At 51.1% G+C, this 18,929-nt stretch carries 19 protein-coding genes and 1 riboswitch; of the genes, 2 read left to right on the plus strand and 17 right to left on the minus strand.

The genetic code is table 11. From position 1 onward, the window contains the following. Nucleotides 1-3: 3 nt before the first annotated feature. Complete coding sequence (locus tag KZ483_RS17560) at nucleotides 4-1,035, minus strand: ABC transporter substrate-binding protein (RefSeq protein ID WP_220348784.1); 1,032 nt, start codon at nucleotides 1,033-1,035, stop codon at nucleotides 4-6. A gap of 212 nt (nucleotides 1,036-1,247) precedes the next feature. Beyond that, a riboswitch (cobalamin riboswitch) is annotated at nucleotides 1,248-1,506 on the minus strand. A 182-nt stretch (nucleotides 1,507-1,688) separates the two neighbouring features. Between KZ483_RS17560 and KZ483_RS17565 the strand changes: the two genes are divergently transcribed. Continuing rightward, on the plus strand, nucleotides 1,689-2,120 hold the full coding sequence (locus KZ483_RS17565; protein WP_220348785.1) for a FixH family protein: 432 nt from the start codon (nucleotides 1,689-1,691) through the stop codon (nucleotides 2,118-2,120). 14 nt (nucleotides 2,121-2,134) lie between these two features. Here KZ483_RS17565 and KZ483_RS17570 read toward each other — a convergent pair whose 3' ends face one another. The 9 genes from KZ483_RS17570 to miaB all read right to left on the minus strand — a co-directional run bounded on the left by KZ483_RS17570 (nucleotide 2,135) and on the right by miaB (nucleotide 10,510). Further along, nucleotides 2,135-2,818 (minus strand): sulfite exporter TauE/SafE family protein, encoded by a 684-nt coding sequence (locus KZ483_RS17570; RefSeq protein ID WP_220348786.1) that lies wholly within the window; start codon nucleotides 2,816-2,818, stop codon nucleotides 2,135-2,137. A gap of 83 nt (nucleotides 2,819-2,901) precedes the next feature. Next, nucleotides 2,902-5,109, minus strand: a complete 2,208-nt coding sequence (locus tag KZ483_RS17575; RefSeq protein ID WP_220348787.1) for a heavy metal translocating P-type ATPase — start codon at nucleotides 5,107-5,109, stop codon at nucleotides 2,902-2,904. Between the two features lie 275 nt (nucleotides 5,110-5,384). Further along, nucleotides 5,385-5,696, minus strand: coding sequence for a rhodanese-like domain-containing protein (locus KZ483_RS17580; RefSeq protein WP_220348788.1), 312 nt, complete (start codon nucleotides 5,694-5,696; stop codon nucleotides 5,385-5,387). Nucleotides 5,697-5,844: 148 nt separating this feature from the next. Beyond that, nucleotides 5,845-6,156 carry a heavy metal-binding domain-containing protein gene (locus KZ483_RS17585; RefSeq protein ID WP_220348789.1) on the minus strand — a complete coding sequence of 104 codons (312 nt, stop codon included), beginning with the start codon at nucleotides 6,154-6,156 and terminating at the stop codon, nucleotides 5,845-5,847. 75 nt (nucleotides 6,157-6,231) lie between these two features. Continuing rightward, nucleotides 6,232-6,576, minus strand: a complete 345-nt coding sequence (locus KZ483_RS17590; protein ID WP_220348790.1) for a DUF3889 domain-containing protein — start codon at nucleotides 6,574-6,576, stop codon at nucleotides 6,232-6,234. A 59-nt stretch (nucleotides 6,577-6,635) separates the two neighbouring features. After that, nucleotides 6,636-7,625, minus strand: coding sequence for a DUF4184 family protein (locus KZ483_RS17595; protein ID WP_220348791.1), 990 nt, complete (start codon nucleotides 7,623-7,625; stop codon nucleotides 6,636-6,638). Between the two features lie 43 nt (nucleotides 7,626-7,668). Next, nucleotides 7,669-8,220: a signal peptidase I gene (lepB, locus tag KZ483_RS17600; protein WP_220348792.1), complete on the minus strand. Its 552-nt coding sequence runs from the start codon at nucleotides 8,218-8,220 to the stop codon at nucleotides 7,669-7,671. Nucleotides 8,221-8,383: 163 nt separating this feature from the next. Beyond that, entirely contained in the window at nucleotides 8,384-8,878 is a 495-nt protein-coding gene (locus KZ483_RS17605; RefSeq protein WP_220348793.1) for a YlbF/YmcA family competence regulator, read from the minus strand. 36 nt (nucleotides 8,879-8,914) lie between these two features. Further along, nucleotides 8,915-10,510 (minus strand): tRNA (N6-isopentenyl adenosine(37)-C2)-methylthiotransferase MiaB, encoded by a 1,596-nt coding sequence (gene miaB, locus KZ483_RS17610; protein ID WP_220353512.1) that lies wholly within the window; start codon nucleotides 10,508-10,510, stop codon nucleotides 8,915-8,917. A gap of 194 nt (nucleotides 10,511-10,704) precedes the next feature. Here miaB and KZ483_RS17615 point away from each other — a divergent pair, with 194 nt between their 5' ends. Next, a complete protein-coding gene (locus KZ483_RS17615) occupies nucleotides 10,705-11,388 on the plus strand; it encodes a haloacid dehalogenase type II (RefSeq protein ID WP_220348794.1) in 684 nt (227 codons plus the stop codon). A gap of 49 nt (nucleotides 11,389-11,437) precedes the next feature. Here the strand turns inward: KZ483_RS17615 and KZ483_RS17620 are convergent, their stop codons facing one another. From KZ483_RS17620 to rny, 7 genes are all read right to left on the minus strand, one after another. Next, nucleotides 11,438-12,007 carry a phosphate propanoyltransferase gene (locus KZ483_RS17620; RefSeq protein ID WP_220348795.1) on the minus strand — a complete coding sequence of 190 codons (570 nt, stop codon included), beginning with the start codon at nucleotides 12,005-12,007 and terminating at the stop codon, nucleotides 11,438-11,440. A 97-nt stretch (nucleotides 12,008-12,104) separates the two neighbouring features. Next, on the minus strand, nucleotides 12,105-12,971 hold the full coding sequence (locus KZ483_RS17625) for a 2-oxoacid:ferredoxin oxidoreductase subunit beta (RefSeq protein ID WP_220348796.1): 867 nt from the start codon (nucleotides 12,969-12,971) through the stop codon (nucleotides 12,105-12,107). A 1-nt stretch (nucleotide 12,972) separates the two neighbouring features. Further along, nucleotides 12,973-14,706, minus strand: coding sequence for a 2-oxoacid:acceptor oxidoreductase subunit alpha (locus tag KZ483_RS17630; RefSeq protein ID WP_220348797.1), 1,734 nt, complete (start codon nucleotides 14,704-14,706; stop codon nucleotides 12,973-12,975). A 186-nt stretch (nucleotides 14,707-14,892) separates the two neighbouring features. After that, nucleotides 14,893-15,840, minus strand: coding sequence for a dipeptidase (locus tag KZ483_RS17635; RefSeq protein ID WP_220348798.1), 948 nt, complete (start codon nucleotides 15,838-15,840; stop codon nucleotides 14,893-14,895). A gap of 101 nt (nucleotides 15,841-15,941) precedes the next feature. After that, the gene (locus tag KZ483_RS17640; protein ID WP_219870467.1) at nucleotides 15,942-16,208 is read right to left on the minus strand and encodes a stage V sporulation protein S; all 267 of its coding nucleotides are present in this window, start codon (nucleotides 16,206-16,208) and stop codon (nucleotides 15,942-15,944) included. Between the two features lie 142 nt (nucleotides 16,209-16,350). Then, complete coding sequence (locus KZ483_RS17645; protein ID WP_220348799.1) at nucleotides 16,351-17,145, minus strand: TIGR00282 family metallophosphoesterase; 795 nt, start codon at nucleotides 17,143-17,145, stop codon at nucleotides 16,351-16,353. Between the two features lie 73 nt (nucleotides 17,146-17,218). Then, a complete protein-coding gene (gene rny, locus KZ483_RS17650; RefSeq protein ID WP_220348801.1) occupies nucleotides 17,219-18,757 on the minus strand; it encodes a ribonuclease Y in 1,539 nt (512 codons plus the stop codon). Between the last annotated feature and the right edge of the window lie 172 nt (nucleotides 18,758-18,929).

An 18,929-nucleotide genomic window follows, 5' to 3' on the forward strand; every position in this document is an offset into this window, starting at 1 on the left:
CGTTTATTTGAAGAGGTCCGGGTGCAGCTTTTTCGCTACTTCCAGCAGCCCGTCGGCAAGGCGCGGCCCGACGCGTACAAGCGGATCCTGATCCACTTCGAATAACTTTTTATTTTTAACGGCACTGATTGTTTCCCAGCCCGGACGTTTTTCAATTTCCGCCAGAATCGGATTTTTCTCGCCTTGCTTCACCGTCATCGACGCATAGACAATGATGTCAGGGTTGGCTTTCACGACCAGCTCGGGGTCGATTTGATACCAGCCCGTTTTATCCGCAATATTCGTGCCGCCCGCAATAGTAAGCAGCTCGTCAAGGAATTCTCCTTTACCTACGGTCCAGCCCGGCGAGAATTCAAGATATACCTTCGGCTTCGGCACATCCTTCACCGCCTCTGTCACCTGCTGGCGAACTTCAATCATATGCTTGGTCACTTCTGCCGCTTTTTCCGCTTTGTTCATAATAGCGCCGACTTGTGTGATTTTCTCGATCACCGCGTCGTAGGTTTTCGGGTCGGATGCAAACACGTTCAGCTTCAAAGCGCGCAGCTTATCGATGACGGGCTTGTTCATGCTCGAGGAGCCAAGGACCAGATCCGGCTTCAAGCTGACGATTTTCTCAATATTGGCGTCCATGCCGCCGATTTTCTCTTTGGAGGCCGCTTCCGGCGGATAGTTGGAAAAATCGTCCACGCCAACGACCTCTTCCCCCGCGCCAATGGCATAGAGCAGCTCGGTCTCGCTTGGAACAAGCGTGACGATTCTCTGAGGAGCTTCAGTAAACGTAAGCTCGGTGCCTGTCGCATCTTTCACCGTCATCGGGTAGGCGGTCGCTTGAGCCGCGCCTTCCGACTTGGCGGCGGTCTTATCCGCCGACTGATTTCCGGCTGCCGTAGCCGGTTCCTCCACGTTTGATTTCGTGTCAGCAGCCGGCGCAGAGCTGTTTTTACTGCCGCAAGCAGCAGTAACCAGCAGCATTGCTGCCAGCAGGAACATCATTGACAGTTTCAACCAAGAATATTTTTTGTTTGCGTTCATGTTTTCGATTCTCTCCCAATAACGTAATAATTTCTGTCTTTGTTACGAACCCGTACCCTAATCATTCCATCAAAAAAAGCATTTCCGACATAAGTGTCAGAAATGCTCAAGTTCCGAAGAACAGCGGCTTGCAGACGTTTCGCCGGTCAGGCGGAATTCGTTTCCGAATCCGTGTCTTAGCCAATCCCCAACACCTCCCTAAGTCCTCGTAGGTAGCGTTTATCGAAACAGGCAGGTCTCCTGACTTGAAGCTTACGCAGCCAACGTCTTCCCGAACGATCAATCCGATCAGTGACATTTGATTGGCGCGTCGTCGGACGGCTTTCAGCTTGATTCAGCCTGGCTAGCGCGTCGACGCTTCTTACAGTGGCGGGTCCGTGCCGGTTTTACACCGGTCTTCCCTATTAAGCCGAGGGCGGCTGCGAAATGTTACGGCAGCTTTGTGTCGGCACCTGTTTCTACCCCTATTCAATTGTGCACCTGTAAATATATCACTTTCTTTTCAACCTTGTCTATACCGAAACAAAAGGAAGTTCCTACAAAACAACACGGATGCCGGGTTATTTTGCCAAGCTGTCTAGCATACGAGTAAAGAGTGCGTTTTCCAGCTTCGCTTGGCTTGAATCGCGATCAAACAGGAGGGAGAAGGGATAATGGGTCACAAAAAGAAGCTGACCGGCATCGGTGCCACAGCTTTATTGGCTGCGGTCGCCGTTCTTGGCGTCATACACGCCCAGACCGGAGCGGCGGAAGGAGTTATGCCGGTCGTCAGCCAGACGGTCGACGGGCTGAAAGCCGAGATGAAAGTATCTGCATATCCTGCAAAAACTCTGCACCACAACGAGTTTACCGTAACGCTGACGGATCGTGAGGGGGCTCCCGCAGAGGGCTTTAAGCTTAGCGCGAGCCTTACGATGCCGAGCATGGTTTGCGGCAGCGCTTCATTCGATCTCAAGGAAATATCGCCAGGCGTTTACAAGGGCGATGCCGTTCCGCTTATGGCAGGTATGTGGGAGGCAGCGATTACGGCGGAGACCGGTAATGGTAACGTAATATTCAGCCGCAGGCTGCTCGCGGAGCGTTAAATGGAGCATTAGGCTTACCAAAGCCAAGGCGATATGGATGGAAGTATGCCGTTAGCCGACAGCCCGCGCAAGATGGCAAGCAGGCCTACAAGCACTGCGGCGGCCGTTCCTGCCAGCCTCATATTCCGCCTCCATCGTTTCCCGGCGCGTCCGGCGATCAGACCCACCAACGCCAGCGCCGGGAACGTCGCGAGGCCGAACAAGGCCATAATTGCAGCCCCTTTCCAGATTGAAGCGGATGCCGCAGCATTCATCTGCATGGCATACGTCAACCCGCAAGGCAGAAATCCGAATGACAACCCGGTAGCCACAATGTGCGCTGCCTCTCTTTTACCGCCTTCTCGCCCCGCGGCAGGCTGAAACCGCCGCTGCAGAAATGACGTCCACCTCTCCATGAAAGGAAGCTGAAATCTGCGCCACAGCCATAGAAGCACAAACAGTCCTCCGGCAATAGATGCTATGCCCTGCATGCCTGCCAGCTTGCCTGCCGTTTCGACAAAGGAACCGACGGCGCCCATAACCAAACCCAGTATGCTATAAGAAATAATTCGGCCTGTGTTGTAATACAAAACAGCGCTGCGGGCAGATTCTTCCGTTTGCAAGGATACGGCCGAGATAATCCCTCCGCACATACCCATACAATGCGGCGCGCTCAGCAGCCCGGTCAACACGATCAGCCCCCATTCCTCCGCCGGCATCGCTTGCACCTCCAATTATTAACGGACTCATGCGACACCAAATTTATACCCGGTTATGCGATGCTTGCAATTTCTTCATATCCTCAGTTTCCCTTGTCCTGAAGAACTCTGCGCATTTGTCGATTAAGCCGCAGCGCATTGCAGACTACGGAAACGGAGCTCAAAGCCATAGCGGTGCCCGCCATCCAGGGTCTGAGTCCTCCGAATGCAGCGAAAGGGATTACGATTGCATTATACATAAAAGCGAAGCCCAGGTTTTGCCGGATGTTCCGAACCGTCAGACGGCTGATGCTCAGCGCCTCGCAGATCCCCGTAAGACCGGGCCGCAGCAGTGTTATATGCCCGGCGCTCAGCGCCGCATCCATGCTGCTGGCCATGGCAATGCCCACATCGGCTGCTGCGAGCGCCGGGGCATCGTTCCATCCGTCGCCGGCCATGCCTACGACGCGCCCCTCTCTCTGAAGACGGCGTATCAGTTCCGTTTTATCCTCCGGCAGCATGCCTGCATGAACGACGGATATCCCGGCAGCACGAGCCGCGTGCTCCGCGGCGCAGGTGTGGTCGCCCGTGGCGAGTAGAACGGAGATTCCGGCCTTTTGCAGTGCTCTGACGGCTTTGGGCGATGAGCTTTTGACACTGTCGGCGAAAGAAAACGCACCGGCACATTCACCATCCACTGCCGCATAAATGACCGTTTCGCCGGATTTCTCTTTATCTGCGGCAAACATGCTTGTCATCCGGCTTGGCTCCCATCCTTGCTCAGCTGCATAACGGGAATTGCCCAGCTCGACCCTCTTGCCTTCGACTTTCGCATGAATCCCTTTACCGAGCTCGGACTTGAACGCCGTCGCCTCCGGCACGTCGATCCGGCGGCGACGTGCAGCATCCATAATCGCCAATGCGAACGGATGCCTGGCACCAGCCTCAGCCGCTGCTGCCAGCCGCAGCAGCGAGGAAGGTGAACCGCAAGCGGCGGATATACCGGTTAAAGCCGGCCTGCCCTCCGTTAACGTGCCCGTCTTGTCAAGGACGATTATATCCAGTTGAGCCAGCCGCTCCAGCGCCTCCGCTTCTTTCAGGACGATCCCGCGCCGGGCAAGCTTGCCGGAAGCCAGCACAAGCGAGATCGGCGCCGCCAAGCCGAGTGCGCACGGACAAGCGGCAAGCAGGACAGCCAGCGCATGAACAGCTGCGGCGCCGGCGTCACCCGGCTTGATCACCAGGAGCCAGAGCAGGAGCGTTCCCGCCGACAATCCGAGCATGGTCGGCACGAACACGGCAGCGAGCCGGTCGACCTTTCTTCCGATCGAGGATTTCGTCGATTGGGCTTGCCGCGTAAGCGCAGCGATTCGGCTGAGCATCGTTCCTCCGCCGACGGCGGCGGCCCGGATAAGCATCCCGGAATCGTGAACGATGGTCCCGGCATATACGTAATCCCCGGCACCTTTTGCAATGGGCATGCTTTCACCCGTCAAGAGCGATTCATCTACGGACGCATCGCCTTCGATCACGATACCGTCCGCAGGCACAGGTACACCGGGCTCCGCAAGCAGCAGTTCTCCAGGCCTGATACGCTCCACCGGTATCCGCTCCCTTAAGACGCCGCGCACCACCACGGCATCCTTTGCCAGCAGCATCGTAAACGCCTCGTTCTCATGCATGACGCGCTCGGCAGCCGATGCTTCAAGCAGCTTGCCAAGCAGGACAGCGGCAATGACGACCGCCGAGGTCTCAAAATATAGCGGTAATCCTTTCATCATTGCATAATAACTGTATCCGAAGGCAGCGGTTGTGCCGACCGCCACCAGAACATCCATGTTGGCGGTCCGTTCTCTCAAAGCGAAATAAGCGTTAAAATAAAAAGGCATTCCGATAAAAAATTGTACAATCGATGCAAGCGCAAACTGCAGCAGCGGCTCCTGAAGGGCCAGCGGAACCGGGATACCGCGCATAAAGGTGAAATGATGAGCCATCGGCCAGAGGAGCGGAAGCGTGAGGAGAACGGAGACGATGACCCGCAAACGCAGTGAAGCCATTTCCGACAACCCGCTCTGGGCTCGGCCGAACGGTACAGCTTGAAAGCCCAGTTGACCTATTCGTTCGATAATGCCCGCGGGAGTGATGACGTCCGGCGCATATTGAATATTCGCAGATTTGCCTGCATAATGTACGGTAATTCCTAAGACGCCCTTCATTTTTCCGATCGCCTTCTCAATCCTGGATGCACATGCCGTGCAGCTCATTCCTTGAATCCGCAGGTCAAGTACATCAGCTCCAGGGTGCTCTGTCACCTTCACCCCTCCTCCGCTATCAACTGGCGATTCCCGCCTGTCCGGCTCGTCATGTATGTCCTACCCTTCCACTATATGGCGAAAAGCGGCATGTCATTCGCGCAGATGATTTTATTAGTGAACCACCTGCCTTGGTGGCAATAAAAAGAGCACCGCCATTATGACGATGCTTCAATCGATTTTATTGAATTTCGCTCTGACGGATGCGGGAACAGCAATTCCGGCAGGCCAGCTCCCGCAATTCCCGTTTCCGTCGCCGCTCCCCAGCGCCGGATTTAATCGCCGGTCACCGCATCGCCCGGCCAGCTGAGCATGCCGCCAAGGACATTCACGACTTCATAACCCTGCGCGGACAAATAATCGCATGCTTTGCCGCTGCGGTTTCCGCTTCGACACACGAAATAGATCGGTTCCTCATAATCGCTCAGCTCGCCCAGACGCTCAACAAGCTCAGAGAGCGGAATGCTGTGAGCTTCGGCAATATGGCCGGACTGCCACTCGTCGCGCTCCCTGACGTCTATAACACTCAGCTTTTCGCCTTCCCGCAGACGGGTCTCCAGCTCACTTGCCGTAATTTCTCCGTACATTCGGTAACAACTCCTTTAGGTCCAGTCGTAAATTCGGATGCTTCTTCTTTTGCATTGTACCTTCGACATCCCGCCATGTCCAGACACATCCGCATAAAAACAGCGTCCGCAGCAGGTGCGGACGCCGTCGACTTTCCAAAGCGGGATTTTAAATACGGACTGCCGTACCGCTTATCGCTACCATCAGCATACCTTCACGGACTACCTCATAATCAATATCGACTCCGACAATTGCATTTGCGCCGAGCCGGGCCGCAAAGCTCGACATTTCATTGAAAGCTATATCGCGTGCTTCCTTCAGCTTCGTTTCATACGCTCCCGAGCGCCCGCCGACAATATCTGTAATCGAAGCGAACAAATCGCGCACAATATTGGCGCCCATAATGGCTTCCCCCGTTACAACGCCAAGATAATCCTGAACCGGCCGTCCTTCAATCGCGGGTGTGGTTGAGATGATCATCTGTTACCCCTCCTCAAGTTTTTGAAAGATGTTTGCCTTTCTAATGATTGATACGCCCGAAGCTTAAGGTTCGGTTCATATGATTTTGTAAAATGTCGGTGCTTTATCCGCTTTGTCATCCTCCACAAATTGAATGCGGATAATGCGTTCCGTATCACGGTCGAATGATATCCGTACCATAACCCCGAATTGGCGGGTACCTTTTTTCAGAATCAACCGGAATGACTCCGATAATACTCCGGTTTGTTCTGTTCGTCTGCCTATATGCTTATAATCCACGATATCGGCGTGAAATCTTTTCATTGTTTCCTTCACGGCGACACGGCCCCATTTGGCATAATCAGGCTCAGCCGATACCCGCGCGCTTTGGCCCACCGTCAATATCAGCACAATAATAACAACCCAAAACTTCTGGTTCATTTCCGGACACCTCCGTTAATAGCGGTTGTAGGATGCCCGAAAGCTGACCGTTATATTCCTTATAAGCCTAGAGTTGATATTTTGTTTCTACTAATTGAATGACAAGCCATAATCAGAAGAACCGAGCATGCCCAATAAAAACAGTACCAGGCATAAACAAGTGACTGCCGGTACTCAAGCCAATTCTCCAGTGTCGGATCAGATAAAAGCTTTTGTTCCAGCACGATCAGACTTACCTTATATATAATAATTGCAACTACTATAAGCGCTAAAGATCTTACCGCTCCGGAAAGTCGTCTTCGAGAGCCTGCTATGTAAACCAGCGATACGGCAAACCATCCGAACAAGAATGCCGACATCGGTGCGACGATCCATACGCCAGCCCCTACTTGATGTCCGCTAAGCAACAATTTCACGGTAAATAATACACTCGCAATCAACCCGGTGAAAATCCACAGCCATTTACGGGTATCCGGCTGGGCAACCTGCTTATACGTCATCCCCGAAGTTGATTGACGCCAACTGCGGTATCGCCCGGCTAGCTGGGTCACTGGAACTATTAATCCAATTAATGAAGATAAATACTGCAGCCAATGGTATAGCCCGTCACCGGCAATTGTCGATTTGAGAACAGGAAATATATCGACAAAACCGCCTTGACTATGAGTCCATCCGTCCATAAAGACGTGAGTCAAGAAACCAATAAACAGGGAAGTCGTAAATACGAACCACTCGCGCCATGAACGCAGCTTCCAACCGCCAAGTTGATTTTGCACAAAATGATCGAAGCCGCCTACGGCAGGCATAAACTTCGGGAGCACAGGCTTTAGAATCGTATGAAAGACAAATGCGAGCGAAATGGAGAGCGGCAAGCCCAGCAGCATAAAGCCGCTCAGGGAATGGCCGATAGTCCGATAAGGCTCCATCGCCAGAAAATACTCCATATCCGGAGACATACTGCCAAGTACGAGCCCGGTGATACTCATCCACTTTGGCGCTATCCGTCTCAGCGGCACCGCATACAACGGATGCGAAAATGTAAACGGCATTCTCTACCTCTTTCCCTCAGGATACATTACGAAATATGAAATGTCAGTGGAGTTGACCAAACTTATTAAGCGGCCAAAGCCGAAAAACAGCCCTTCCTTCAATGCTCGACATCGCAATTGGACCGATAACGCGGCTGTCCTGACTGTTTTCCCGATTGTCTCCCATTACGAAAACTTTGCCCTCCGGAACTGTGTAAGGCACCGCAAGTCCGTTCGCATACGTTTCGCCTTTTACATATGGCTCTTCAAGCATTTTTCCGTTGATATATACATGTCCGTCTTTAAAGTTCAATACATCGCCCGGCAGTCCTATAACCCGTTTAATCAGCCGTTTATCGCTTTCCGGTCCATTAATAATGACGATGTCCCCCCGGCTCGGATGCTCAAACCGGTATGAGATTTTGTCTTCAATAAGCCGCTGCCCTTCTACAAGGGTTCGCTGCATCGAAATATTTTTCACTTCCGTTTGGGCGAAGGCGTAGTTTTGGATAAGAAGTGCAGCGACGACGGCGATCGTAAGCGATAGTACCCATTCTTGCAACTCGCGAAACCATTTCTTCTTCTTCGATTTCTGAAGCTCTGCGGTCACTTGCATTTCTCCTTCCTGGTATAAAAAGGGATATCCACTTTACTATATACGGCCGAACCTTTCAATTAGTTGCTCTGATTGATTTTCCTGGGCGGTATAGGCACAAAATTTATATTATCTTTTTAAAATAAGCCACCTGCCGGGCAATGGCAGGTGGCTTACTTATTCGTTATTCGATACACTCTTCCGGATCTGAAGGGGACGCATCCTCAATATTGATTTTCTCCGCCACAGTGTCACGGATAACGGAAACGACCGTTTGCAGCAAATAATTAATGTCCGCCTGGCTTTGCTGGAACTCCGTTATAATTGGAATACCGTCCAGCTCGTCCTGAAGCGCGTCGATTTCTTTCTCGATCTTCGCAACCATGTCGGAATTTTTAAAGGTCGTTTCGAAAGCGACTATTTCCTTCTGCTTTTTCTTGATTAGCGCAATCAAATCCTGTATGCGGGTGTTGCCTTGAATTTGCTTCTCCGCGCGGCGAAAGTGCTGCACTTCCTCGGAAGTGAACAGCATATCGGCCAGTTCCTTCGTTTTGGCCATGATATCCGCACGCACGATTATATCCTCTGTTCTGAAGGACGGAATGCTGCAGCCGCCTTCATGCTCGTGGTCATGCTCCTGACATTGCTCCTGCTTCGCCGCAGTCTGTTCGTTAGCCATTATCCCCATCTCCTCGCAATAATTACTGAGCTGAATTTATGAAACCGCTTCTTCCGCAGCGGGTTTCGTTATCGCATCCGCCTTGATGTACCAGGTTTGCGAATCCGTGACGCGGGCATGGACGAATTGACCGATCCATTCCTTAGGCCCTTCCAGATGGACGAGCTTATTGGTACGCGTCCGTCCGGACAACACATTCGCATTGTTTTTGCTCTCGCCCTCTACAAGCACTTCGAGCAATTGCCCGCGCAGCTTGTGATGGCTTTCCCGGCTAAGCTCGGCGATCAGATCGTTCAGCTTGGCCAAACGGGCCTTCTTGACCGCAGCGGGAATATTGTCTTCCATATCCGCCGCCGGGGTTCCTTCACGCGGAGAATAGATAAATGTGTAGGCCGAGTCGAAGCCGACTTCACGGACGAGCGATAACGTTTCCTCGAAGTGTTCGTCGGTTTCACCGGGGAAGCCGACGATGATGTCGGTCGTAAGCACGACGTCCGGGATCGCTTTCTTGATTTTGGCGACAAGCTCCAAGTACGTTTCCCGCGAATATTTGCGGCTCATTCGTTTCAGCACGTCCGAACTGCCCGATTGGACAGGAAGATGAATATGTTCAACCAGATTGCCGCGGCCGGCGAGTACTTCGATAAGATGATCGTCGAAATCGCGCGGATGGCTGGTTGTAAAGCGGATTCGAGGAATGTCGATCTTCGATATATCCGACATCAGATCGCCGAACCGGTACTGTATATCTTCAAAGTCTTTGCCGTAAGCATTTACATTCTGCCCCAGCAGCGTAATTTCCTTAAAGCCTTGACGAGCTAGCTCACGCACCTCCGCGATGACATCATCCGGACGGCGGCTGCGCTCTTTGCCCCGCGTATACGGTACGATGCAGTACGTACAGAACTTATCGCACCCGTACATAATATTGACCCATGCGCGCATGCCTTCGCGTTTCTTCGGAAGGTTCTCGATAATGTCGCCTTCCTTCGACCACACTTCAACAACCATCTCTTTGCCGAACATGGCGTCCTGCAGTAAATGAGGGAGTCTGTGAATATTATGAGTACCAAAAATCAAATCGACAAACGGGTGCTTTTGCATAATCCTGCCGACCACAGACTCCTCTTGGGACATGCATCCGCACACACCGAGTATAAGCTCAGGCTTCTCCATCTTGAGATGCTTTAAATGTCCCAACTCGCCAAATACTTTATCTTCCGCGTTTTCCCGCACGGCGCACGTATTGAGTAAAATAACGTCCGCCGTCCTGCGATCCTCGGTCGCCTGATAGCCCATCTGCTCAAACAGGCCTTTCATAACTTCCGTATCATGTTCGTTCATCTGACAGCCGTAAGTCGTGATCAAATAAAACTTGCCTTTCCCAAGCTGCTCCATCTCCGGCGGAATAGCAAATTCATAATGCACCTTTATATCTTCTTTGCCGCGGCTTTTCTCCTCTTTATAGCTCGGCGCGGAATTTATCGTGATCTCTCGTCCGCTTATCCGGTAAGTTGTTTTACCGTCATCTTCTTTCACCACTTTAGCGTTCGAGAAGTCGAAATATTTGGAGTAGTCTTTGGCGCCTTTGCCGGGATTCAATTCCGCTGGGTTCTGGCTCCCCTTGTTCACCTTGTGGTTCACTTCCTTCCTCTATACGTGCACCAATTGCTCTGAATGATATCGGTCCATTCCATGATTATATCAAAAGGGCGCGCGATTATAAAGCAAGAATGAGCGGCATTGCACCGCCATCCCGGTGCCCTATGCATAGCGGTACTTGAAGATTGAAGGTTCTCATAAACATACACAAGGGGGGAAAGAAGATGCGTCCTATTAAAGCGATTGTATTTGATGCGTATGGCACATTGTTTGATATACATTCGGTCATATCAAAAATTGACCAATTATTCCCCGGTGAAGGAAAACAAATAAGTGAACTTTGGAGGAAAAAGCAGCTGGAATATACCTGGCTGCGTTCATTGATGGGACGCTATAGGGATTTCTGGAAGGTAACGGACGATTCCTTAGCGTTCGCTTTAAAAGCATTAAGATTACGGTCCGATGGTCAAACTCGAAATATAATTCTTAATGAGTATTTAGTTTTAAAGCCTTATCCTGAAGTAGCTGCAGCTTTAGATCAATTACAGCATCTACCACTGGGGATCCTCTCGAACGGCACGCCTTATATGCTGTACTCGGTGGTGAATAATGCCGGGTTACACCATCTTTTTTCAACTGTGCTAAGCGTAGACTCACTTAAAATTTATAAACCTTTTTCAGGGGTATACGAATTAGCTTCCGTTTATCTAGGCGTCAGCAGAGAAGACATCCTGTACGTTTCGGCCAATGCGTGGGATGCCGCAGGCGCAAAAGCTTTTGGCCTTATGGTATGTTGGGTCAATCGTTTGAATATGCCCTTTGACGAGTTAGATGTGGCACCCGACCTGATCGTAAGTAACCTGGATCAATTAATGAATATACTTGCCCGGCGCATGAAACTGTACTAAACCTGCAACGACATCCCATATATCGAATAATCGGTCAATATAATCGCCGTTACCCGATAATTTCCGCGGTATCCCCTGTTTTGGCGCCCGCCGCGTTCGCTTCGTCCGTATCGATATGCAGATCAAGCGCAAACTCCGGTGATACTCGGGCAATTACATTATCAAGCACAAGCCCCCGCTCACCTTGGAGACGAACCGAAAGCCGCTGCTTGTCTGTAACTCCGAAGCGTTCGGCATCGCTCGTATGGAAGTGAATATGCCTTGCAGCTACGATAACTCCCTCTTCGATCGTTACCTGCCCAACCGGTCCTTTAATGGTTATTCCGGCAGATCCAGCGATATTGCCGGATTCACGAACCGGCGGATTAATACCGAGGGTAAAAGCGTCCGTCCGCGATACTTCCAGCTGCGTCCGTTTACGTGCAGGTCCCAGAATACGAACCTTGGGAAATCCCCCTTTGGGTCCAATCACTTCAACAGTCTCGTTAGCCGCATATTGACCCGGCTGGGATAACGGCTTCATTACTGTCAGCTCCGCGCCTTTGCCGAATAACAGCTCCACATGCTCCTGAGATAGATGAATATGTCTCGCAGATACGCCAACAGGTACCGATTTCATCGTTTGACCATCCTTTCGCTGTTAACAGTTATTATTTCCCAAGCGATAAAAGGCATACAGCCGCAGGGGCTGTATGCCTTCGATAAAAAGCTTCGTATTATCTGAATTCGGCAACCAGCTTGTCGAATTGATCTTGCGACAAGGACAACTCCTGGTTGGCAAGACCCTGCTCTTTGAACCCGACAATAAGCTCGTCATACGCTTTACGTTCTTTATTTTGATAAATAAGACCGGTCAGCATGCCGCCCGTTTCCATGATTTTGTTCATGGCCGCTATACGGTTTGCCGGATCGTAATCCGGGAATTGCTCCAGATTAACGATATTTTCTTTAAACCAGTCGTACGTGTTGACTTTGTTGAAGGTTACGCAAGGGCTAAATACGTTGATGAGCGAGAACCCTTTATGCTTCAGGCCTTCTTCGATCAGCGAGGTCAGCTGCTTGAGATCGCTCGAGAACGATTGCGCCACGAACGTTGCCCCTGCGGACATTGCAATTTCCAGCGGAGACAGCGTAGACTCGATCGAGCCCTCAGGAGTCGATTTCGTCTTGAAGCCTTCCGCGCTACGAGGGGACGTTTGACCCTTAGTCAAACCGTAAATTTGATTGTCCATGACGATGTATGTCACGTCCAGGTTACGGCGGATGGCATGGACCGTGTGGCCCATCCCGATTGCAAACCCGTCACCGTCGCCGCCGGATGCGATAACCGTCAGTTCGCGGTTAGCGAGCTTAACGCCCTGCGCAATCGGCAGCGCGCGGCCGTGAATACCGTGCAGGCCGTAAGCGTTAATGTAACCGGAAATCCGGCCGGAACAACCGATACCGGAAATTACTGCAAGCTTCTCAGGCTCCAGGCCAACGTTCGCCGCCGCGCGTTGAATCGCCGCTTGCACGGAGAAGTCGCCGCAGCCCGGGCACCAGTTCGGCTTGACGTTATTACGAAACTCTTTAAATGTCGCCATCTTACACCAACTCCTTGCAAGCTTTGTATACTTCGGAAGGCAGGAACGGATTGCCGTCGTATTTCAAAAGGCTGTGAATCTTTTCCGCTTGGCCTACATTAAGCTTCACTTGAGCAGCAAGCTGGGCCGTCGCGTTATTCTCAAGCACGACTACGTTCTTCGCGCTGTCCATGTAAGATTTCACGAGGTCGGTCGGGAACGGATGAATTTGGCGAACCGTAATATGGTTCGTCTTGAGTCCGTCGTTCTCAAGACGGGTACGCGCTTCGTCGATCGTACCCCCGGTGGAGCCCATGCCGATTACGAGCAGATCCGCTTCGGCATAAGGAGCGTCAGCGCGAACAGCGTCGCGGATCAGCATTCCATCCAATTTCGTGAGTCGTTTATCCATCATTTTCTTCCGGTTGATCGCACTTTCCGAAGGACGACCGGTTTCGTCGTGCTCAACGCCGGTTACATGGTGCAAGCCGTTCTTGTCGCCGGGGATGACACGCGGCGATACGCCGTCTTCCGTCAGCTCGTAGCGCTTGAACAATTGGTTCTCCGGAAGCTCAGGCAGGTCGCGAACGAGCTTGCCGCGGTTGATCTGAATCTTATCCAGCTCCAGCGGTTCGCAGGACTGCTTGCCGAGCGAGAGCTGCAGGTCGGTCATAACAATGACCGGCACTTGATATTGCTCCGAAAGGTTGAAGGATTCGATCGTATCGTAGAAGCAATCTTCAATCGACGCCGGCGCGATGACGATTTTCGGAATTTCACCGTGCGTTCCGTAAACCATCGCGTTGAGGTCGGACTGCTCCTGCTTCGTCGGCAGGCCGGTAGAAGGTCCGCCGCGCTGCGTGTCGACAATGACAAGCGGAGTTTCGGTCATGCCCGCAAGACCGATTGCCTCCATCATCAGGGACAGTCCGGGGCCAGCAGAAGCGGTCATCGTACGCACTCCTGCGTAGTTAGAACCGATGGCCATCGTAACTGCTGCGATTTCGTCTTCGGTTTGAACGACTGTACCACCGAATTTAGGCAGCTTTTTAATCAAATATTCCATGATCTCCGATGCAGGAGTGATCGGATACGCCGCCATCAGACGGCAGCCGCCCGCGACTGCGCCGAGACCGATACCCTCGTTACCGATCATAAACAGCTTTTGTTTACCGTCGGCAGGCTCAAGCTGGAACTCTTCAAGAGGTCCGCCGGCAAGGTCGAGTACGAAATCCGAGCCTCGTTTGACCGCTTCTACGTTCTTCTCGACGATCGCCGCGCCTTTACGGCCGAATTCTTCTTCAACCGCTTTATTGAACACGTCGATCGGCAGACCGAGAAGCGCCCAGGATGCGCCGGACGCTACCATGTTTTTCATTAGGGATGTACCGAGATCTTCAGCGATCGAAGTGATCGGAACCGGGAATAAACGTGCGTTAATGCCATCAGGCAGTGTGGGATTAAATTTCGCATCGGCTACTACGACGCCGCCCGCACGGAGCTCATGAGCGTTAAGATCGATGCTCTCTTGGTCAAATGCGACCAATATGTCCAAATCATCGGAGATCGCGCGAATCGGCTTCGTGCTGATCCGAATTTTATTATTTGTATGACCACCCTTGATACGTGAAGAAAAGTGACGATATCCGTATAAATAGTATCCAAGCCGGTTAAGCGCAGTCGAGAAAATACGGTCCGTACTTTCGACGCCTTCCCCTTGTTGTCCCCCGATTTTCCAAGACAATTGACTGATCAAAATGCCCATCTCCTCTTTTTGATGAACGTGCGTCTGCGACAACATCCAACATATAAATAATTCTATTTAACAGTCACATAAATTTTATGATGGTAGGTCCTAAAAAGCAAGGTGTAAACGCTATTTTAAACATAGTTCTTTTCGATGGTATCCATATCGGAAAGAGATTGAAGACATCCGGATTAATCATTCGGGAAGATGCTTTGTCAAAAACCGCATGGCATTCTCGCTTAAGAAAGCTTTTACCTGCTGCTGACTGTATCGTTTCAGCAGCTCTTCCTTCAAACCGGGCAGCTCCCCGGGATGCGAAAGGCCGATTACATGCGAATCGATGCCATCGAAGTCGGAGCCAAACATTAGCTGATGCTCTCCGCCAAGCTCGCACATGCGCTCGATATGCTTCAGAACATCGTCAACCGATGCCGCCCCTTCCGCACGGATAAAATAAGGGACGAACGTAATACCGATCAGCCCGTCCTTCGCGATAAGCGCTTTGATTTGTTCGTCCGTCAGATTGCGCGGATGATCGCATAAAACGCGCGAATTGGAATGTGAGGCGATCACTGGCTTGGTCGCCGTCTCCAGCATGTCCCAAAATGACCGCTCGGACAAATGAGATACATCTAATAGTATACCCAAATTATTACATTCTTGTACAAATTCACGCCCTTTGGCTGTCAGTCCGCCTTGTCTCGGCTCCATAACGCCGTCAGCACCCCAATTGGCCCTATTCCACGTCAAGCCGGCTGCCCGTACCCCCAGATGAAACAAAATCCTCAGCATGGCCAAATCGCCTTGAAGCCCGTCCGCACCTTCAAGAGACAGCATGGCGCCGATCTTGCCGCTGGATTGAAGACTCCTGATATCTTCCGACGTTCGAACCCATTTCATATCCGGCTCACTGAGTATTTTCCGGTGAAACAAATCGATGCTGCGGAGAATCGGAGTCATCGTTTTTTCCATCTCGTCAGGTATATAAATGGCAAATGTCTGGAATACTGCCGCGGCATCTTTCAGTCTCGGCAGCGTTACATCCAGCTTGCCTTCCGTGTCTTCGGCAAAAGACAAACGGTCATCTTGAAGCAGCTTGTAAAGCACATCACAATGAAAATCCAACGATTGCAGCTTGGTCATTCTTTAGTTACCTCCCGAAATTTCCTCCGACTGCGCGCAAAAAAACCTGCCTACAGTGTAAACAGGTCTACAATTCAGAGGTTAGCGTATATTCCATACCGCTATCTGGGCTCTACAATAAGCTTAATGGCGGTACGATCTTCTCCATCGATGACAATGTCCGTAAAGGCCGGGATACAGATCAAATCCACTCCGCTTGGCGCCACAAACCCACGGGCAATGGCAACAGCTTTTATAGCTTGGTTCAACGCACCAGCCCCGATCGCCTGCAATTCGGCCGCTCCGCGTTCACGCAGTACTCCGGCCAGCGCCCCTGCAACGGAATTCGGATTGGACTTTGCTGAAACTTTTAATACATTGACGTCCATGTTAAGTACCTCCTCGGGAATGATGGATGGATACCACTATTTAGATAGTATTCGAGAGAGGCGAGAAAATTCCTTCTTTCTTGGTGAATAGTTTGCAAACTGTTCTGAATTGTGAGAATTTTCAAAGTTTCATATCAATCGGTTAAAGCATCAGCCAATCCGTTTCCGTCAATCTTATTTTTTGTATCCGCTTTGCAGTCCCTGTGAAATCATCAATTTCCGCCAGAACGGCATGAAAATGCCAATCCCCTTCATCGACGACGAAACGGACAGGCAGCTGCGTCTTAAATTTGTGAATGACCGCCGTACGCTCCATTCCGAGCACGCCTTCCTTGGAGCCAACCATACCGACATCGGTCAAGAATGCTGTACCACCAGGCAAGATCGAATCGTCATTTGTTTGTACATGAGTATGCGTACCGACCACCAGAGAGGCACGCCCGTCCAGATACCAGCCCATCGCGATTTTCTCGGACGTCGCCTCCGCATGAAAATCGACAAGGATGCATTTGGTTTTGGACCTTAAGCTGTCAAGCAGCTCGTCCGCTTTACGGAATGGACAATCAATGGGCGGCAGGAAGGTCCTCCCCTGCAGGTTGACGATAGCGAGCTCTTTGCCGTTTGCCTTAATGAGAGCCACTCCTTGTCCTGGCGCTTCTTCCGAATAATTAGCCGGACGTACGATCCGGGGCTGCTCATCGATCCACTCGAAGATGTCTTTATTGTCCCACGTATGATTCCCCATCGTGATACCATGGACACCTGCATCCAGCAGTTCCTTCACAATCTGAGCCGTAATTCCTCTGCCTGCTGCTGCATTTTCTCCGTTGGCTATAATAATATGGGGATTATATTTACTCTTCAGCGAAGGCAGTACTTTCTTGACCGCCATGCGGCCTACACTCCCAACGATGTCCCCGATAAATAGAACGTTCATCCTTCAACCCCTCTTATATAATCAGAAAAGTGGCTGACTGGCAGCCACTTTTCCGATTTCGCTTGCGATCTTGTTATTTTGCGTATTCAACGGCTCGCGTTTCGCGAATGACGGTTACTTTAATATGACCCGGATAATCGAGCTCGCTCTCGATTTTCTTCGTAATGTCACGCGCTAGGCGGAACGCTTCCGTGTCGTCGATTTTGTCGGGCTGTACCATGACGCGTACTTCACGACCTGCTTGAATAGCGTATGATTTCTCGACGCCTTCGAACGATTCGGAGATATCTTCAAGCTTCTCCAGACGCTTGATGTAAGTTTCAAGCGTTTCCCGCCTTGCTCCCGGTCTGGCGGCCGACAGAGCGTCTGCAGCGCCAACCAGCATGGCAATAACCGATGTCGCTTCGCAATCGCCATGATGGGATGCGATACTGTTGATGACCACCGGATGTTCCTTGTATTTCTTCGCTAGCTCAACACCGATTTCCACGTGCGAGCCTTCCACTTCATGATCAAGCGCTTTTCCGATGTCATGCAGTAAACCGGCGCGTTTGGCAAGCGTTATATCAACGCCAAGCTCTGCAGCCATCAGACCTGATAAATAAGCGACTTCCATGGAATGCTTCAGTACGTTTTGCCCGTAACTGGTCCGATATTTCAAACGACCCAATATTTTGATCAAATCCGGATGCAAACCATGAACGCCAACCTCGAACGTTGCCTGTTCCCCATATTCGCGGATGCGTTCGTCCACTTCCTTACGCGATTTCTCGACCATTTCCTCGATACGTGCAGGATGGATACGTCCGTCCGCAACCAGTTTCTCAAGGGAAGTGCGAGCGATTTCGCGGCGAATTGGATCGAACCCGGACAAGATGACCGCTTCCGGTGTATCGTCGATTATGAGATCGATACCGGTCAACGTTTCCAACGCACGAATGTTACGGCCTTCACGTCCGATTATCCGGCCTTTCATCTCTTCGTTCGGCAGGGATACAACGGATACAGTCGTCTCCGCTACATGGTCCGCCGCACAACGTTGGATAGCCAATGAAATGATGTCCCGCGCCTTTTTATCGGCTTCCTCTTTTGCTTGCTGCTCGATTTCTTTAATCATTTGCGCTGTTTCATGGCGCACTTCCTGCTCGACGTTGCTCAGGATTATCTGTTTGGCATCTTCCATCGTCAAGTTTGAAATGCGTTCAAGCTCATGAAGCTGCTGCTTGTAGAGAGAATCGATCTGCTCTTGTGTCTCCTCGATCCGCTTCTCTTTGTTGGCTACTTGCTCTTCTTTGCGTTCCAGCGTTTCTATCTTTTTATCCAACGACTCCTCTTTTTGCAGTAGCCGTCTCTCAAGACGCTGTACCTCATTACGACGTTCGCGAATGTCTCTCTCAGCCTCGGTACGGAGCTTGTGGACTTCGTCTTTCGCTTCGAGGACCGTTTCTTTCTTAAGCGCCTCGGCTTCTTTCTTCGCATTGTCAAGAATCTGACTAGCGGCCTGCTCGGCGCTTGAGATCTTGGCCTCGGCGATCGACTTTCGAATAAAATAACCGATCCCAAAGAAAATTACGCCAACAACGAGAGCGATCGGAACTGTCCAAATCGACATCTTCTCACCTCCTCGTTGCTCACCAAAGCAAACGCTTGGGACGATATTTTGTTTTACAGCCGGTTGTTAACCCGATTTCATACACTAAATTTGACGAAAATAATCGTTTTGAATCAATTTTTGGAAGAAAAATCGATTCTGTAAGAAAGAATACAAACTTATTTTATCTTTT

It is taken from the genome of Paenibacillus sp. sptzw28 (assembly GCF_019550795.1).
Taxonomy (GTDB): Bacteria; Bacillota; Bacilli; order Paenibacillales; family Paenibacillaceae; genus Paenibacillus_Z.

Bases quoted from the DNA above. Each gene is read 5' to 3' on its own strand.
- KZ483_RS17560 (WP_220348784.1), bottom strand. From the start codon at position 1,035: ATGAACGCAAACAAAAAATATTCTTGGTTGAAACTGTCAATGATGTTC.
- KZ483_RS17565 (WP_220348785.1), top strand. From the start codon at position 1,689: ATGGGTCACAAAAAGAAGCTGACCGGCATCGGTGCCACAGCTTTATTG.
- KZ483_RS17570 (WP_220348786.1), bottom strand. From the start codon at position 2,818: ATGCCGGCGGAGGAATGGGGGCTGATCGTGTTGACCGGGCTGCTGAGC.
- KZ483_RS17580 (WP_220348788.1), bottom strand. From the start codon at position 5,696: ATGTACGGAGAAATTACGGCAAGTGAGCTGGAGACCCGTCTGCGGGAA.
- KZ483_RS17585 (WP_220348789.1), bottom strand. From the start codon at position 6,156: ATGATCATCTCAACCACACCCGCGATTGAAGGACGGCCGGTTCAGGAT.
- KZ483_RS17590 (WP_220348790.1), bottom strand. From the start codon at position 6,576: ATGAACCAGAAGTTTTGGGTTGTTATTATTGTGCTGATATTGACGGTG.
- KZ483_RS17595 (WP_220348791.1), bottom strand. From the start codon at position 7,625: ATGCCGTTTACATTTTCGCATCCGTTGTATGCGGTGCCGCTGAGACGG.
- lepB (WP_220348792.1), bottom strand. From the start codon at position 8,220: ATGCAAGTGACCGCAGAGCTTCAGAAATCGAAGAAGAAGAAATGGTTT.
- KZ483_RS17605 (WP_220348793.1), bottom strand. From the start codon at position 8,878: ATGGCTAACGAACAGACTGCGGCGAAGCAGGAGCAATGTCAGGAGCAT.
- KZ483_RS17615 (WP_220348794.1), top strand. From the start codon at position 10,705: ATGCGTCCTATTAAAGCGATTGTATTTGATGCGTATGGCACATTGTTT.
- KZ483_RS17620 (WP_220348795.1), bottom strand. From the start codon at position 12,007: ATGAAATCGGTACCTGTTGGCGTATCTGCGAGACATATTCATCTATCT.
- KZ483_RS17625 (WP_220348796.1), bottom strand. From the start codon at position 12,971: ATGGCGACATTTAAAGAGTTTCGTAATAACGTCAAGCCGAACTGGTGC.
- KZ483_RS17635 (WP_220348798.1), bottom strand. From the start codon at position 15,840: ATGACCAAGCTGCAATCGTTGGATTTTCATTGTGATGTGCTTTACAAG.
- KZ483_RS17640 (WP_219870467.1), bottom strand. From the start codon at position 16,208: ATGGACGTCAATGTATTAAAAGTTTCAGCAAAGTCCAATCCGAATTCC.
- KZ483_RS17645 (WP_220348799.1), bottom strand. From the start codon at position 17,145: ATGAACGTTCTATTTATCGGGGACATCGTTGGGAGTGTAGGCCGCATG.
- rny (WP_220348801.1), bottom strand. From the start codon at position 18,757: ATGTCGATTTGGACAGTTCCGATCGCTCTCGTTGTTGGCGTAATTTTC.